The sequence below is a fragment of the Novosphingobium sp. BL-S-20 genome (assembly GCF_055521635.1).
Genome location: NZ_CM145493.1, coordinates 1352528 through 1366636, shown reverse-complemented (window position 1 = coordinate 1366636; position 14109 = coordinate 1352528). Strand labels below are relative to the sequence as shown.

The 14109-nt window shown below is 66.2% G+C and carries 10 protein-coding genes; 7 read left to right on the top strand and 3 right to left on the bottom strand.

The window, feature by feature from the left end; all coding sequences use genetic code 11:
* Positions 1–18: 18 nt before the first annotated feature.
* Positions 19–2166 (top strand): methyl-accepting chemotaxis protein, encoded by a 2148-nt coding sequence (locus ACZ1II_RS05645; RefSeq protein WP_465143440.1) that lies wholly within the window; start codon positions 19–21, stop codon positions 2164–2166.
* A 135-nt stretch (positions 2167–2301) separates the two neighbouring features.
* Positions 2302–3189 (top strand): ROK family protein, encoded by an 888-nt coding sequence (locus tag ACZ1II_RS05640; protein WP_465143439.1) that lies wholly within the window; start codon positions 2302–2304, stop codon positions 3187–3189.
* A gap of 4 nt (positions 3190–3193) precedes the next feature.
* On the opposite strand, the gene ACZ1II_RS05635 is transcribed toward ACZ1II_RS05640, so the two are convergent.
* The gene (locus tag ACZ1II_RS05635) at positions 3194–3820 is read right to left on the bottom strand and encodes a LysE family translocator (protein ID WP_465143438.1); all 627 of its coding nucleotides are present in this window, start codon (positions 3818–3820) and stop codon (positions 3194–3196) included.
* A gap of 205 nt (positions 3821–4025) precedes the next feature.
* On the opposite strand from ACZ1II_RS05635, the gene ACZ1II_RS05630 reads away from it, so the two are divergent.
* Complete coding sequence (locus ACZ1II_RS05630; RefSeq protein ID WP_465143437.1) at positions 4026–5105, top strand: endo-1,4-beta-xylanase; 1080 nt, start codon at positions 4026–4028, stop codon at positions 5103–5105.
* Between the two features lie 8 nt (positions 5106–5113).
* On the opposite strand, the gene ACZ1II_RS05625 is transcribed toward ACZ1II_RS05630, so the two are convergent.
* Entirely contained in the window at positions 5114–5887 is a 774-nt protein-coding gene (locus tag ACZ1II_RS05625; RefSeq protein ID WP_465143436.1) for a class I SAM-dependent methyltransferase, read from the bottom strand.
* An 80-nt stretch (positions 5888–5967) separates the two neighbouring features.
* On the opposite strand from ACZ1II_RS05625, the gene ACZ1II_RS05620 reads away from it, so the two are divergent.
* The 4 genes from ACZ1II_RS05620 (at position 5968) to ACZ1II_RS05605 (ending at position 12802) form a co-directional block, all read left to right on the top strand.
* Positions 5968–6750: a helix-turn-helix domain-containing protein gene (locus ACZ1II_RS05620; protein ID WP_465143435.1), complete on the top strand. Its 783-nt coding sequence runs from the start codon at positions 5968–5970 to the stop codon at positions 6748–6750.
* 260 nt (positions 6751–7010) lie between these two features.
* Complete coding sequence (locus tag ACZ1II_RS05615) at positions 7011–10208, top strand: efflux RND transporter permease subunit (RefSeq protein ID WP_465143434.1); 3198 nt, start codon at positions 7011–7013, stop codon at positions 10206–10208.
* Positions 10201–11409: an efflux RND transporter periplasmic adaptor subunit gene (locus tag ACZ1II_RS05610; protein WP_465143433.1), complete on the top strand. Its 1209-nt coding sequence runs from the start codon at positions 10201–10203 to the stop codon at positions 11407–11409. The genes ACZ1II_RS05615 and ACZ1II_RS05610 overlap by 8 nt, the downstream gene beginning before the upstream one ends.
* A complete protein-coding gene (locus ACZ1II_RS05605; protein ID WP_465143432.1) occupies positions 11399–12802 on the top strand; it encodes an efflux transporter outer membrane subunit in 1404 nt (467 codons plus the stop codon). Before ACZ1II_RS05610 ends, ACZ1II_RS05605 begins: the two co-directional genes overlap by 11 nt.
* Before the next feature lie 25 nt (positions 12803–12827).
* Here ACZ1II_RS05605 and ACZ1II_RS05600 read toward each other — a convergent pair whose 3' ends face one another.
* Positions 12828–14042 carry a glycosyl transferase gene (locus ACZ1II_RS05600; RefSeq protein WP_465143431.1) on the bottom strand — a complete coding sequence of 405 codons (1215 nt, stop codon included), beginning with the start codon at positions 14040–14042 and terminating at the stop codon, positions 12828–12830.
* Positions 14043–14109: the final 67 nt, after the last annotated feature.

Here is a 14109-nt window from a genome sequence, read left to right as displayed (position 1 = left end):
TCTTCCGGGAGTTGGAAAATGAGAGACTTGTTCAGTCGCATGCATATCGCAGGCAAGCTGATGACGGTCGCCGGACTGGCGATCGCGGTTCTGCTGCTGCTTGGCTTCACCGCCGTCGTCTTCGAGACCGGATCGGAGGTCGGCAAGCTGTCCGACCAGTCGGCGATCGCTCAGGCCGATGCCGAGGGCAATCAGGTGAAGGCCGATATCGCCGCATTCGAGGCGACGGCCAGCACCCTGGCTTCTTCGCTGGGTAACATGCATGCGGTCGGTTCGCGCGATCGCGGCACGGCGACGAACGTGCTTAAGGCGAACCTGCTGAAGTCCAAGGTGGCGCTGGGGGCCTGGGTCATGATCGCGCCCGACCAGTGGGACGGCGGCGACGCAGGCAAGGGCGGACAGCCCGGATCGAGCGGCAACGGCAACTTCACGCCTTACTGGGTCAAGAGCAACGGCGTGCTGACCCAGTCTCCGAACAATGAGAGCGACGCTTACGACAAGCCCTACTATCGCAAGGCTTTCGACAATGGCGAGGGCGCCATTGTCGATCCTTACGCCTATGACGTGAACGGCACGAGCGTCCTGATGACCTCGATCACCCATGCGGTCCGTTCCGGCGACCGGGTGATCGGCGTTACCGGCGTGGACATGGAACTGGGCAGCCTTTCCGAGCGTCTGTCGAAGCTGAAACCCTTCGGCACCGGCCGCGTCATGCTGCTGTCCTCCTCCGCCATGTGGGTGGCCAATCCCGATCCCGCCCAGCTCGGCAAGGCTTACGACGATCCCGGCATCGACGACGTGAAGGCGGCGCTTGCAAGCGGCGAGACCCGCGTGCTCTCCGACATCGACGTGGACGGCGTGCCGACGCGCCGCGTGATCCGCCCCATCGCGCTTCAGGGGCTCAACGCCACCTGGGCGCTCGTGCTCGACGTTCCCGAGGCGACCATCGCCGCGCCTGCGCGCAGCATGGCCTGGCAGCTGGTGATCGGCGGTCTGGTCATCGTCGCCGCCGTTCTCGCCAGCCTGTTCTATGCGGCAGGCGGTATCATCGGCCGCCCGATGACGAAGCTGAGCGGCGCCGTCGACCGTCTCGCCAAGGGCGAAAACTGCGCGATCCCCGAACTCGACCGCCAGGACGAGATCGGCACGATGGCCCGCGCCGCCGACGTGTTCCGTCAGGCCGCCGCCGACCGTGCCGAGGCCGACCACCGCGCCGCCGAGGAACAGAAGATCGTCACCACTGCCGTTGGCGACGGTCTCGACGCGCTGCGCCAAGGCGACCTCACCCGCGAGATCACTGTCGCCTTCCCCGCCGGTTATGCCGCACTCAAGGACAACTTCAACGCCGCACTGGCCGAACTGCGCCGCATGATCGGCGCCGTCGCCAGCAGCGCTGGCGGCATCCAGACCGGCTCGGCGGAAATCGCCCAGGCCTCCGAGGATCTCGCCCGCCGCACCGAAGCGAACGCCGCCAGCCTCGAAGAGACCTCCGCCGCGCTCGTCCAGATCGACCAGCGGCTCAAGGCCTCGGCCACGGCCTCCTCGCAGACGGTGCGCCGTGCCGACGAAGCGCTCTCGACCGTCTCGGGCGGGCGTGCGGTTGCCGGAGAGGCCGTCGCGGCGATGGACCGCGTCAGCCTCAGCGCCAAGGGCATCGACTCGGTGATCGAGGGCGTCGACAAGATCGCCTTCCAGACCCGCGTCCTCGCCATGAACGCCGCCGTCGAGGCGGGCCGGGCGGGTGATGCCGGGCGCGGCTTCGCGGTCGTTGCCGATCTCGTCTCGGCGCTCGCCATGCGCTCGGAAGAGGAAGCCAAGCGTGCCCGCGAACAGCTTACCGCGACGCAGGCGGACATCGGCACGGCGGTCGATGCCGTCCAGCGCGTCGATGGCGCCTTCGAGAACATCTCTGGCGACATGACCGAAGTGCACACGCTGCTCGGCCAGATGGCGCAGGACAATCAGGCCCAGTCCACCGCGATCACCCAGATCAGCGTGGCGGTCTCGACAATGGACCACTCCACCCAGCAGAACGCGGCGATGGTGGAGGAAACTTCCGCCGCCGCCCGCAACCTGACGACCGAGGCGGCCTCGCTCAACGATCAGGCCGCACGCTTCGATACCGGCGGCCAGAGGCAGACCTTCCGTCTTTCCTCGGTAGCCTGACGGGAAGGCAGTTCCCCGACTGCCTGTCTTGTCCGCGCCCGCGGGTCGTTTTCGACCCGCGGGCGCAATCGCTTGTAGGCGCCGTCATGCGGTGGCAGAGGCTCTGGCAATCAAAGTGCATGAAAAGGGCAGGGCATGACGATCCACGGGGCGATTGAGGCAGGCGGGACCAAGTTCGTCTGCGCCGTCGGCAGCGCTGAGGCGGGATCGCTGCGCACGGCGACGATCCCCACCCGTGATCCGGACACGACATTTTCCGAAGTCGCGGCGTTCTTCCGCGATGCGGCGGATCTCGGGACTTTGCCCGGGATCGGCGTGGCCAGCTTCGGCCCGGTCGGGGTGGACCCGGCCTCGCCGGATTACGGCAAGATCCTTGCGACCCCCAAGCCGGGCTGGGAAGGTACCGACCTTCTCGCGCGCATCCGGACCTTCCTGGACGTGCCCATGGCGATCGATACCGACGTTAACGCGGCGGCCCTGGCCGAAGTTCGTGCGGCAGGGGCGGATATGCGCCAGCTTGCCTATGTCACGGTCGGCACCGGCATCGGTGTCGGGCTGGTCAGCGAGGGCAGGCCGGTCCACGGCATCGGCCATCCCGAAGCCGGGCACATCCTCGTTCGTCGCCATCCCGCACATGAGGGTTTTGCCGGGACCTGCCCTTTCCACGGCGATTGCCTTGAAGGTCTGGCCGCCGGTCCTGCCGTGAGCAGTGCATGGGGGGCTCCGGCTTCCGAACTGGTGGCCAACCATCCGTTCTGGGAAGTCGAGGCCGATTACCTCGCGCAGCTCTGCATGACGCTGTTCCTGACGATGGCGCCGCAGCGCATCGTGCTCGGCGGCGGGGTGATGAAGCAGGAGCGGCTGATCCCGCTCATTCGCGCGCGCACGGCGGACTTGCTCGGCGGCTACGTCCAGGCGGCAAAGGACGAAGCGGCGATGGAGCGGTTGATCGTTCCGCCCTTCTGCGCCGAGCCTTCGGGTCTGGTCGGTGCCTTTCTCCTGGCTGAACAGGCGGCAGGCTGAATGCTCAGGCGCCGCGCGACGTCAGCAGCGCTGCGCCGAAGCCGACGAAGATCGATCCGGTCACGCGGTTGAACAGGCGCTTCACCGAGGGACGGCGCAAGTGGTTCGAAAGCGAGCCTCCGGCCAGCGCATAAGTGCAGTACCAGAGCATCTCGATCACCGCGAACGTCCCCACGAGAACGGCGAACTGCGGGACTTTCGGCTCGGCGGGATTGATGAACTGGGGGAAGAAAGCGGCGGCGAAGAGCAGCAGCTTGGGATTGCTGATCGCGATCGTGAAGCCGCCCCGGAACAGGGCCATGGGCGAGGAGCGGCGGTCCAGCCGCTCGTCCGCCTCATCGGCCGAGACCGGCGCCCGCCACGACTTGATGCCGAGGTAGACCAGGTAGGCCACGCCGAGATAGCGCAGCACCTCGAACGCACCGGGGATCGCCTTGAGCAGGGCGGTCAGGCCTGCCGCCGAGGCCGCGAGCACGAGGGTGATCGCCAGCATGCAGCCCGCCATGGCCGGTACGCTGCGGCGGAAACCGAACTCGACGCTGCGGGCCATGACATGGAGCATGTTCGGGCCGGGCGTTCCCGAAAGCAGGAACACCGCGAAAGCGTAAAGCCACCAGGTCTGAAGCGTCATTGATCGTCTCTTCGGAAAAACCGCCCTTCGCCTAGGCTTTGCCGGGCATGGCGGCAATGGCCTTGTCGAAGGCGTGGGACCGCGCGGGCTTGCATGGTTCGGTTCGAGCGCCCAGAATGCCTTGATGCAGGCCGATTTCCCTCTTTCGCGGCGGCGACTGCATCGTCCGCTCGCGCGAAGGCAGGTGCTGGCCGTGGCGGTGGGAATGGCCGTTTCCACGGTCCTGCCGCTGGACGGCGCTTTCGGAGCGACGACGATGAAACTCGATTCGATCGCCCGCACGCGCGGCCTTCGCTTCGGCACGGCGGTCTCGGCGAGCCATCTCGACGATCCGGCCTTCACGCAGCTCCTGCGCGAGCAGTGCTCGGTCCTGACCGGTGAGAACGAGTTCAAGTGGAAGTATCTGGAGCGCGAGCCGGATCATTTCGATCCCTCCAAGGCGTTGAAGATCTCCCGCTATGCCGACGAGCATGGCATGTTCATGCGCGGTCATACCTTCGCCTGGAACCAGGATGATCGTCTGCCCGGCTGGCTTCTGGAACTGGAGCCGCAGCTCAAGGCCAATGGCGGCGCCCGGCTCATCACCCTGATGAACCGGCATGCGACGTTTCTCGCCAATACCTTTCCAAACATCCGCTCGTGGGACTGCGTGAACGAAGCCTTGCAGGTGCGCGACGGTGTGCTCAAGAATTCGCTTTATACGCGGGTGCTTGGCGAGGACTTCTTCGATCTCGCTTTCGAACTCATGCGCGAACATGCGCCCCGCGCGCAGGGCGTCTACAACGGCAACATGTCGTGGGAGACCAACGCCGCACACCGCAACGGAGTGCTGCGCCTGCTGGAGCGCTCGCTAAAGCGCGGTCTGCGAGTGGAGGCGCTCGGGGTGCAGAGCCATCTCGGCAATACGCTCGGGCGCAAGCACGACGAGCGGGGGTGGCGCCGGTTTCTGGAGGAAGTGCAGGGCATGGGGCTGGAGGTGATCCTCACCGAACTGGACTGTGCGGACCGCAACCTCAGGGAGCAGGACCCGGCCCGTCGCGATGCCGAGATCGCTGCTTTCGTGAAGGGTTATCTCGACCTCACGCTCAGCTTCACCAATGTGAAGCAGGTCGTGACTTGGGGGCTGACCGACAAGTATTCGAACCTCAACCGCAAGAGCTATCCGGTGCAGCGCCGCCGTCCGGACGGATTGCCGATGCGCGGCAATCCGTTCGACGACAGGCTTGAGCCGAAGCCCATGGCCATGGCCATAGCCTCGGCTCTGGCCGCCGCGCCCCTGCGCTGAGACCGCTTTCAGACGGCTTCGACGAGGATCGTGTCGATCGTGAACGAGCCGTCCGGCTCGATCTCGAAATGCGCGGCGACTTCGCGGCTTGCCGCTTTCTGCAAGGCGCGGATCGCGGTGACCTGCTCGGGCGGCGTGCGCATCCGGTTGGTCCAGTCCGCGAAGTCCATGCGCAGGCGCGCGGTGCTCACGCGGGTCGCGGTGAAACCCGCCCGGCCCAGCATCGCGAGCCATTCCGCCGCAGTATAGTCGCGAACGTGCGAGAGATCGCGCAGCAGTTCGACCGCTTGCAGATGCGTGTCGGCCGCGGCATCGCCGGGGGCGATCACGTCGATGAAGATCGCCGGTGCGCCGGGCGCAAGTACGCGGCGTGCTTCGCGCAGGCCCGCTTCGGCATCGCGCCAGTGATGCACCGAGAAGCGACAGGCGAGGAAGTCGAAGATCCGGTCCGCAAAGGGCAGCGCTTCCGCGGCGGCGGCCTGCGTTGTCAGATGGCCGATCCCGCGCCTCGCGGCCTCACCGGAGATCACGTCGAGCATGCGCGGGGAGAGGTCGCAGGCGGTCACGGCGGCGGCGCCTTCCGCCATGGCATAGCCAGCATGCCCACCGCCCGCACCGAGGTCCAGCGCATGTTCGGGCCTTGTTTCGCGGGCACGCTCGGCGATGCGGTCGAGATCGGCGCCTGAAGCGTGGACCTTGCTGGTGACATAGGCGGCGGCGGTGGTGCCGAACTGCCGGTCGACCAGCGTGTGCCGGTCCTGTTCGCGGGTATCTGCAGTCATGGTCTTCTCCTTGCGAGAAGCCGATCGACGTAAAAATAGCCTGTTACAATAAGCAACGTTATCCTGTTATAAATTCCATCATGCAGAACGAGGAACAAAGAAGGCTGCTCGGCGCCTTCGTACGCACGCGGCGCGAGAGCATGACGCCCGAAGGGCACGATCGCCGCCGTCGCACACCGGGTCTGCGCCGCGAGGAACTCGCTGCCCGTGCCGCGATCGGCGCGACCTGGGTGGCATGGATAGAGCAGGGGCGCGAGGTTCGTCCTTCCGCCGAGACGCTCTCGCGGCTTGCGCGGGGGCTCAGCCTGTCACCCGCAGAACGTGACTACATGTTCTCGTTGGCAGGACGTCTCGATCCGGCAGACCCTTTCGCAAAGGCTCTGGATACTGCGCCGCGGGCGATCGCGGCGTTGGTGGAGCGTCTGGACTGGCCTTGTTATGCGCTCGATCCGGCATGGACGCTCTGCGCCGCCAACGCGGCAGCGCGGCGCCTGTTCGTGGGCCTTTTCGACGAGGAGGCGGCACCGAACTTGCTGCGATACGTATTCACACATCCTGCCGCACGCGCGCTTCTGCCCGACTGGAAGGAACGCGCTGCACGCTTGCTGGCCGAGTTTCGCCGTGATTACAGTCATGCCATGGCGGATTCGCGGGTCCGCAGCGTGGTTGCGCTGCTCCGGATGGAAAGTGCGCATTTTCGCGACTCGTGGGAAGGGCAGACGGTGCTCGCGCGTGAAGGCGGCGAACGCATGTTTTGCCACCCAGACGAAGGTATGATCCAGTTCGTCCAGCATACTTTGGCCGATGTGGATCGTGGCGATTTTCGGGTAGTATTCCTGGAACCCGCAGAAATCCGACCCTGAATCAGATTTTTCCGATCCTGCCCGTTACGGAAGGGAAACAATCATGAAATTCATTCATGAGAGTATTCCATTCAGCGCATTTTTCTAACGGGGATCGGGTCGTTAGGGGCTGAACTATCCCAGCAGGATTTCCCGTCCGTTTCTGGTGCCCCGTGCAGCAGAGGGTCGCAGCGGCGGAAACCTAACCAAAAAATCAACCGGAGAGGATTTCGCCTGTCCTGCGCGCGCGCCTGCGTGCCGGGCGGCTTATGGAGTACTCGATGCTAGGTATCGTCAAGACCGCGCTGCACCGCCCCCTGACCTTCATCGTCATGGCCATCATCATCGCCATCGGCGGCCTGCTTGCGGCTTTCCGCACGCCGGTCGACATCTTCCCCGAAATCAAGGTGCCGGTGATCGCCGTCGCCTGGACTTATGCCGGTCTTGCGCCGCAAGACATGACCGACCGCATCATCACGCCCTACGAGCGCGTGCTGACCACGACGGTCAACGATATCGAGCATATCGAGAGCCAGTCGCTTCAGGGCACCGGGATCGTCAAGATCTACTTCCAGCCCGGCGCCGACATCCGCACCGCCACCGCGCAGGTGACGTCGGTGTCGCAGACGGTGCTGCGCCAGATGCCGCCCGGCATCACCCCGCCGCTGATCCTGAACTACAGCGCCTCGACCGTGCCGATCCTCCAGCTTGCGCTGTCGGGCGATGGCCTGACCGAGCAGCAGCTGTTCGACATCGGCCAGAACCAGATCCGGACCGGCCTTGTCACCATTCCGGGCCTCGCCATGCCGTTCCCCTCGGGCGGTCGCCAGCGCCAGGTGCAGATCGACCTCGATCCGCAGGCGCTCCAGTCGAAGGGCCTTTCCGCCGTCGACGTCGGCAATGCCATCGCCTCGCAGAACCAAATCAATCCCGCCGGTTTCGTGAAGATCGGCGAGACCCAGTATTCGGTGCGCCTAAACAATACGCCGGATTCGATCGAGGCCCTGAACAACCTTCCGGTGAAGGTAGTCAATGGCGCCACCATCTATATGCGCGACGTTGCCTATGTGCGCGACGGCAGCGCCCAGCAACAGAACGTCGTCCACGTCGAAGGCCGCCGCTCGGCCCTGCTGACCGTGCTCAAGAACGGTGCCACCTCGACGCTCTCGATCGTCGAGGGCGTGAAGGGCGCACTGCCCAAGCTCGCGGAGACGCTTCCGCCCAGCCTCAAGATCCTGCCCGTCGGCGACCAGTCGCTGTTCGTGAAAGCGGCGGTAAGTGGCGTGATCCACGAAGGCGCGATCGCTGCCGCGCTGACCTCGCTGATGATCCTGCTGTTCCTCGGGTCCTGGCGATCGACGATCATCATCGCACTGTCGATCCCGCTCGCGGTTCTCGCCGCTATCGCTATGCTCGCGATCTTTGGCCAGACGCTGAACGTCATGACCTTGGGAGGCTTGGCACTTGCGGTCGGTATCCTCGTCGATGACGCGACCGTGACGATCGAGAACATCAACTGGCATCTCGAACAGGGCAAGGGCGTGATGGAGGCCATCCTCGACGGCGCTGCCCAGATCGTTACCCCGGCTTTCGTTTCGCTGCTCTGCATCTGCATCGTCTTTGTGCCGATGTTCTTCCTGCCGGGCGTTGCAGGCTATCTGTTCGTGCCGATGGCGCTTTCGGTGGTCTTCGCGATGATCGCCTCCTTCGTCCTGTCGCGCACCCTGGTACCGACCCTGGCAATGTACCTGCTGAAGCCGCACACGCCGCACGGCGAGAACCCGCACAACGCCGGGACGCCGGATTCGCACAATCCCCTCGTGCGCTTCCAGCGCGGCTTCGAGGCCCGCTTCGAAAAGCTGCGTGACGGCTATCTCGGCATTCTGCGTCGCGCGCTGCAGGGCCAGAAGACGTTCATGCTTGGCTTCCTGGCGATAGTCGTGGTCTCGTTCGGACTGATGCCGTTCCTCGGCAGCAACTTCTTCCCGTCCGTCGATTCCGGCCAGATCGCCATGCATGTCCGCGTGCCGGTCGGCACCCGCATCGACGAGACCTCGCTGCGCTTCCAGCGGATCTCGCAGGAAGTGCGCAAGGTCATTCCGCAGTCGGAACTCGGCTCGATCACCGACAACATCGGCCTGCCGGTCAGTTCGATCAACACCGTCTACAACAACAGCGGCACGATCGGTCAGCAGGACGGCGACATGCTGATCACGCTGAACAAGGGCCATGCCCCGACCGACGGCTATGTCGAAAAGCTGCGCCGTGAACTGCCGCGCCTGTTCCCCGGCACCCAGTTCTCGTTCCTGCCAGCCGACATCACCAGCCAGATTCTGAACTTCGGTTCACCCTCGCCGATCGATGTCCAGATCGCAGGCAAGAACCTGGCCGCCTCGCGCGTCTATGCCCAGAAGCTGATGGCGAAGATGGCCCGCATCCCAGGCCTTGCCGACATGCGCCTGCAGCAGCCCGCCAACTCGCCGCAGATCGATGTCGACGTCGATCGCGCCCGTGCGGGCCAGTATGGCCTGACCGAGCGTGACGTGACGACCAGCCTCGGCAACTCGCTGGCGGGAACGTCGCAGACCGCGCCGGTGTTCTTCGTGAACCCGGACAACGGCGTGCAGTATCCGGTCGTCGCGCAGGCGCCGGAATATGCGGTGGATTCGATCACCAAGCTGTCGAACCTGCCGGTTTCGGGTGCCGCCGCCGGAACCCGCCCGCAGCCGCTGGGCGCGTTGGCGACGCTGAACCGTTCGACCACCGCCCCTGTTGTCTCGCATTACAATATCGCCCCGGTCATCGACATCTACGGCACCCCGCAGGGCCGTGATCTCGGCGCTGTGGCGGGAGACGTGCAGAAGGCCATCGACTCGCTCAAGGCCGAAGTGCCGAAGGGGGCGACGATCACCATCCGCGGCCAGTACCAGACGATGAATACCGCCTTCTCCGGCCTCGGCTGGGGCCTGCTGGCGGCGGTCGTGCTGATCTACCTGCTGATCGTGGTCAACTTCCAGTCCTGGCTCGATCCCTTCGTCATCATCACCGCGCTTCCGGCCGCGCTTGCGGGTATCGTCTGGATGCTGTTCGCAACCGGGACTACACTGTCGGTCCCGGCCCTAACAGGTGCGATCATGTGCATGGGCGTCGCCACCGCCAACTCGATCCTCGTGGTCAGCTTCGCCCGCGAAAAGCTGGCCGAGTTGGGGGATCCGGTGAAGGCGGCGATGGAGGCCGGCCTCGTCCGCTTCCGTCCGGTGCTGATGACGGCGCTGGCCATGATCATCGGCATGGGCCCCATGGCGCTCGGCCTCGGCGAGGGGGGCGAGCAGAATGCTCCGCTCGGCCGCGCCGTCGTCGGCGGCCTGATCTGTGCCACTATCGCAACCCTTCTTTTCGTTCCCACCGTCTTCGCCTTCGTCCACGGCCGTCGCCGCGAGAAGGCTGCCCCCCAGGAAGTGCAGGCCGCCCATGCATGATTCGACCTCTGAACCCGCTCTCCAGCAGACCGGCCCGCAGACCCGTACCCTGAAGCGTGTCGGCATCGGCGCGGCGGTGATCGCGCTGGCCGTCGTCGGCGCGGGCATCGCCACCCGCCTCAGCGCCACCCGCGATCTCGAAGCCGTGGCCGAAGATGCCGCCGTGCCGACCGTGGCGGTCGTCACCCCGGCAGGCGCGGGCGACGCTGGAGGCCTGGCGCTGCCGGGCACCGCGCAGGCTTTCAACAGCGCGGCGATCTATGCACGCACCAACGGCTATGTTCGCAGCTGGCAGGCCGACATCGGCGACCGGGTGGCAGCAGGGCAGACGCTCGCCGTGCTCGATGCGCCCGAAGTCGACCAGCAGCTCGCCCAGGCCAAGGCGGACTATCAGACCGCGCTTGCCAACCAGCGCCTCGCCGCCACGACTTCGAAGCGCTGGAGCGCGATGCTCAAGCAGGACGCGGTTTCGCAGCAGGAAGTCGATGAGAAGGCGGGCGATCTGGCCGCCAAGACCGCACTTGCCAATGCCGCGCTGGCTAGCGTGCGCGAACTACAGGCCACGCGCGGCTTCACTCGCCTCTCGGCGCCGTTCGCAGGCGTCGTGACCAGTCGTTCGGCGCAGATCGGTGCGCTGGTGGTGGCGGGCAACGCAGCCGCGCAGCCGCTGTTCACCGTGTCCGACGTCCACCGCATGCGCATCTACGTGCGCGTGCCGCAGATCTATTCGGCGCAGGTCAAGCAGGGCGTCGGCGTCAACCTGACCCTGCCGGAGTTCCCCGGCCGCACCTTCCCCGGCACCGTCACCCGCAGCGCGGGCGCGGTCGATGCCCAGTCGGGCGCGGTGCTCGTCGAAGTCCAGGCCGACAACAGCGACGGTTCGCTGAAGCCCGGTGCCTTCGTCGAGACCCACTTCGACGTGGCGGGCGGCGTGCAGGGCCTGACCCTGCCGGGTAGCACGATCCTCTATACCGATAACGGCCCGAGCGTGGCCGTCGTCGGTGCGGGCGACCGCGTGACGGTGCGTCCGGTGACGATCGCCCGTGATCTCGGCAAGACGGTGGTGGTCTCGGTCGGCGTCAAGCAGGGCGACCGCGTGGTGGACAGCCCGCCGGATTCGATGCGCAGCGGCGATCAGGTGAAGATCCAGAAGACTGCAGCGAAGCCTGCCGCTCCGAAGGGCGCCGCTCATGGCGGCTAGGCTGCGTGCAGTCGCGGCGCTGCTTCTCGCCGGATGTTCCGTGGCCGGGTGCTCGATGGCGCCCGACTATCACGCTCCCGAAACCGCGGCTCCGCCCGCGTTCCGCGAAGTCGCGGGCTGGTCGCAGGCCGCCCCGCGCGATGCCGAGGCACGCGGCGACTGGTGGACGATGTTCGCCGATCCGACGCTGGACGATCTTGAAAAGCGTGCCGAAGCGGCCAGCCCGACGCTCGCCGCGGCGCTCGCTCGCTACGATCAGGCGCGCGCCTCCGCCGGTGTCGCTGCCTCCGACCTCTATCCGACGCTGGGCGTCAGCGGCGATGCCTCTCGCGACCGCGTGTCGGCGGGCCGTCCGCTTTCGACCGGCACGGCACGGACCTACAACAACTTCACGGTCGGCGGCAGCCTGTCCTACGAAGTCGACCTCTGGGGCCGGGTCCGCAATTCGGTGAAGGCGGCCAATGCCGAAGCGGCAGCGTCCAGTGGCGATCTCGCCTCGGCGCGGCTCAGCCTGCAGGCCTCGGTGGCGGACGCCTACTTGCGGCTGCGCGGTCTCGACGTTCAGGCCGATCTGCTCAACCGCTCGGTCGAGGCGTTCGAACGTGCGCTCAAGCTCACCGATACGCGCCATTCGGGCGGGATTGCCTCGGGCATAGACGTCAACCGCGCGCGTACCGTGCTCGGCAATGCCAAGGCGCAAGTCTCGGCGGTCGCCAATGAGCGCGCGGCGACCGAGCACGAACTGGCGGCGCTGATCGGCACCACGCCAGCGGAATTCTCACTGCCGATGCGCAGCGAGCCGCTCGACGTGCCGGACGTCGCCGTGGGCGTGCCTTCGGAACTGCTCCAGCGCCGTCCCGACATCGCCGCAGCCGAGCGCCGGGTCTTCGCCGCCAATGCCCGCATCGGTGTGGCGAAGGCGGCCTGGTTCCCCTCGATCGGCCTCGGCGGTGGCGCGGGCTGGCAGACCACCCATGGCAACCTGCTGAGCACGCCCAACACGTTCTGGTCGCTCGGTCCGATCTCGGCCCTGCTGACGCTGTTCGACGGCGGCGCGCGCAAGTCGCAAGTGAAGATGTCGCGGGCGGAGTACGAGGAAGTGGCGGCGAACTATCGCTCCACTGTGCTGGGTGCCTTCCAGGACGTGGAAGACGCGATCGCGGCGATGCACCATCTCGAAACGCAGGCCTCGGCCCAGCGCGACGCGGCGCAGGCAGCCCAGCGCACCAGCGAGATCGCGCTGTCGCGCTACCGCGACGGAGCTTCGGACTATCTCGAAGTGGTGACGGCCCAGACCGATGCGCTCGATGCCCAGCGTTCGTGGATCGGCGTGCAGACCGCGCGGATGCGCGCGAACGTCGCCTACGTCCGCGCCATGGGCGGCATGAGCTGAAAGGCCTCGGCCCGCCCCGCCTTAATCAGGCGCGGGCGGGCTGAAGTCCGGCTACGCGCGCGACGATGTCCGCGGCGATGCGGATCGGGTCCTCACCGGCAAGGAAGGGCGTGCCGTCCGGCTTCCAGTCGAGGCCGCCGATCGCATAGCGCGTGCGCTCCTTCTGCCAGGCGACATAGGCGCGGTGATCGGCGAAGGCCTGATCGATGGCGGCGATCGGGTCGGCATCGGGCGTGACGACATCGCCGAAGTGCCACATCGCGTAGTCCTCGCTGTCCTGCCACGCAGCGCCATGGGCATTGACGAAGAGGCACGGACGCGGGCGGATCAGGAACTCGTAGACCTGGCTGCTGACATCGCCGAGATAGAGATCGGCGGCGCACGTATAAGTCATGTCGTTGCAGCGCGGCGAGCCGAGATCGACGATCACCTGGCCCGGCACGGAAAGCGCTTCCCACTCGCGGCGCTGGCGTGCGGACCAGCCCGCCGCCATGCGGACATGCGGGGCGACGACGAGGTTGTAGCGACCGTCCCGCACCACCGCCTCGATCAGCTTCTTCGCGAAGGCGTCGAAGGAGTTGAGCTTCGCGGTGAAATGCGGGTTGTAGAGCACTGTCCTGCGGTCGTTATTGAACAACGGTGCGCGCTCCAATCCGGCGCGGAGCATCGCAGCGAGCTTGATCGGGCCGGTGGCGGTGCAGTTTTCCGGCGTCACCAGACCGGCGGCGAGCAGGCGGTCGCGGTCCTTCTTTCCGGCTACGATCACGTGTTCGAACAGTTCGAAACGCTTCTCGAAACCGACCGCGCGGTCGCCCGCGCCGTGGGGAATATGGACGAGCGGCGGGCACTGCTTCCACAGCCGCGCGAGAATCGTCGAAGTGCGTTCGGCGCAAAGGATCAGTTCAGCATCGCGGATCAGCGACGACCAGTAGACCAGCCTTGCCAGCTTGCGCGCGAAGCCGGGGATCACGGTGCCCAGCGCAGTCGGCAGGCGCATCTCGACAAGCGCGGGCAAGGGCAGGCCGATCTTCGCGGCGAGTTCGCGGACGGCTTGGGCATCGGCGGCCTTGGGCACGAAGATCGTCACGCTGCCAGGATGGCGCCGTTCCAGTTCGCAAGCGACCGGCACGATATGGGGCAACTGGTGCGCGCCGCCGACGGCAAGGACATGGATCAGGCGCGGCGCGGCGTTCTTGAGGGTCGTGGCGAGGAGGGCGTGCGAAGGGGCAGTGGCGGTCATTTTCCGGCCTATGCCGCAGCCTTGTCTCGCAATGATTGCGGAAATATTTGGATTTGCCCATGTTGCG

Bases quoted from the DNA above. Each gene is read 5' to 3' on its own strand.
- ACZ1II_RS05600 (WP_465143431.1), bottom strand. From the start codon at position 14,042: ATGACCGCCACTGCCCCTTCGCACGCCCTCCTCGCCACGACCCTCAAG.
- ACZ1II_RS05625 (WP_465143436.1), bottom strand. From the start codon at position 5,887: ATGACTGCAGATACCCGCGAACAGGACCGGCACACGCTGGTCGACCGG.
- ACZ1II_RS05635 (WP_465143438.1), bottom strand. From the start codon at position 3,820: ATGACGCTTCAGACCTGGTGGCTTTACGCTTTCGCGGTGTTCCTGCTT.
- ACZ1II_RS05640 (WP_465143439.1), top strand. From the start codon at position 2,302: ATGACGATCCACGGGGCGATTGAGGCAGGCGGGACCAAGTTCGTCTGC.
- ACZ1II_RS05630 (WP_465143437.1), top strand. From the start codon at position 4,026: ATGGCCGTTTCCACGGTCCTGCCGCTGGACGGCGCTTTCGGAGCGACG.
- ACZ1II_RS05615 (WP_465143434.1), top strand. From the start codon at position 7,011: ATGCTAGGTATCGTCAAGACCGCGCTGCACCGCCCCCTGACCTTCATC.
- ACZ1II_RS05605 (WP_465143432.1), top strand. From the start codon at position 11,399: ATGGCGGCTAGGCTGCGTGCAGTCGCGGCGCTGCTTCTCGCCGGATGT.
- ACZ1II_RS05645 (WP_465143440.1), top strand. From the start codon at position 19: ATGAGAGACTTGTTCAGTCGCATGCATATCGCAGGCAAGCTGATGACG.
- ACZ1II_RS05620 (WP_465143435.1), top strand. From the start codon at position 5,968: ATGCAGAACGAGGAACAAAGAAGGCTGCTCGGCGCCTTCGTACGCACG.
- ACZ1II_RS05610 (WP_465143433.1), top strand. From the start codon at position 10,201: ATGCATGATTCGACCTCTGAACCCGCTCTCCAGCAGACCGGCCCGCAG.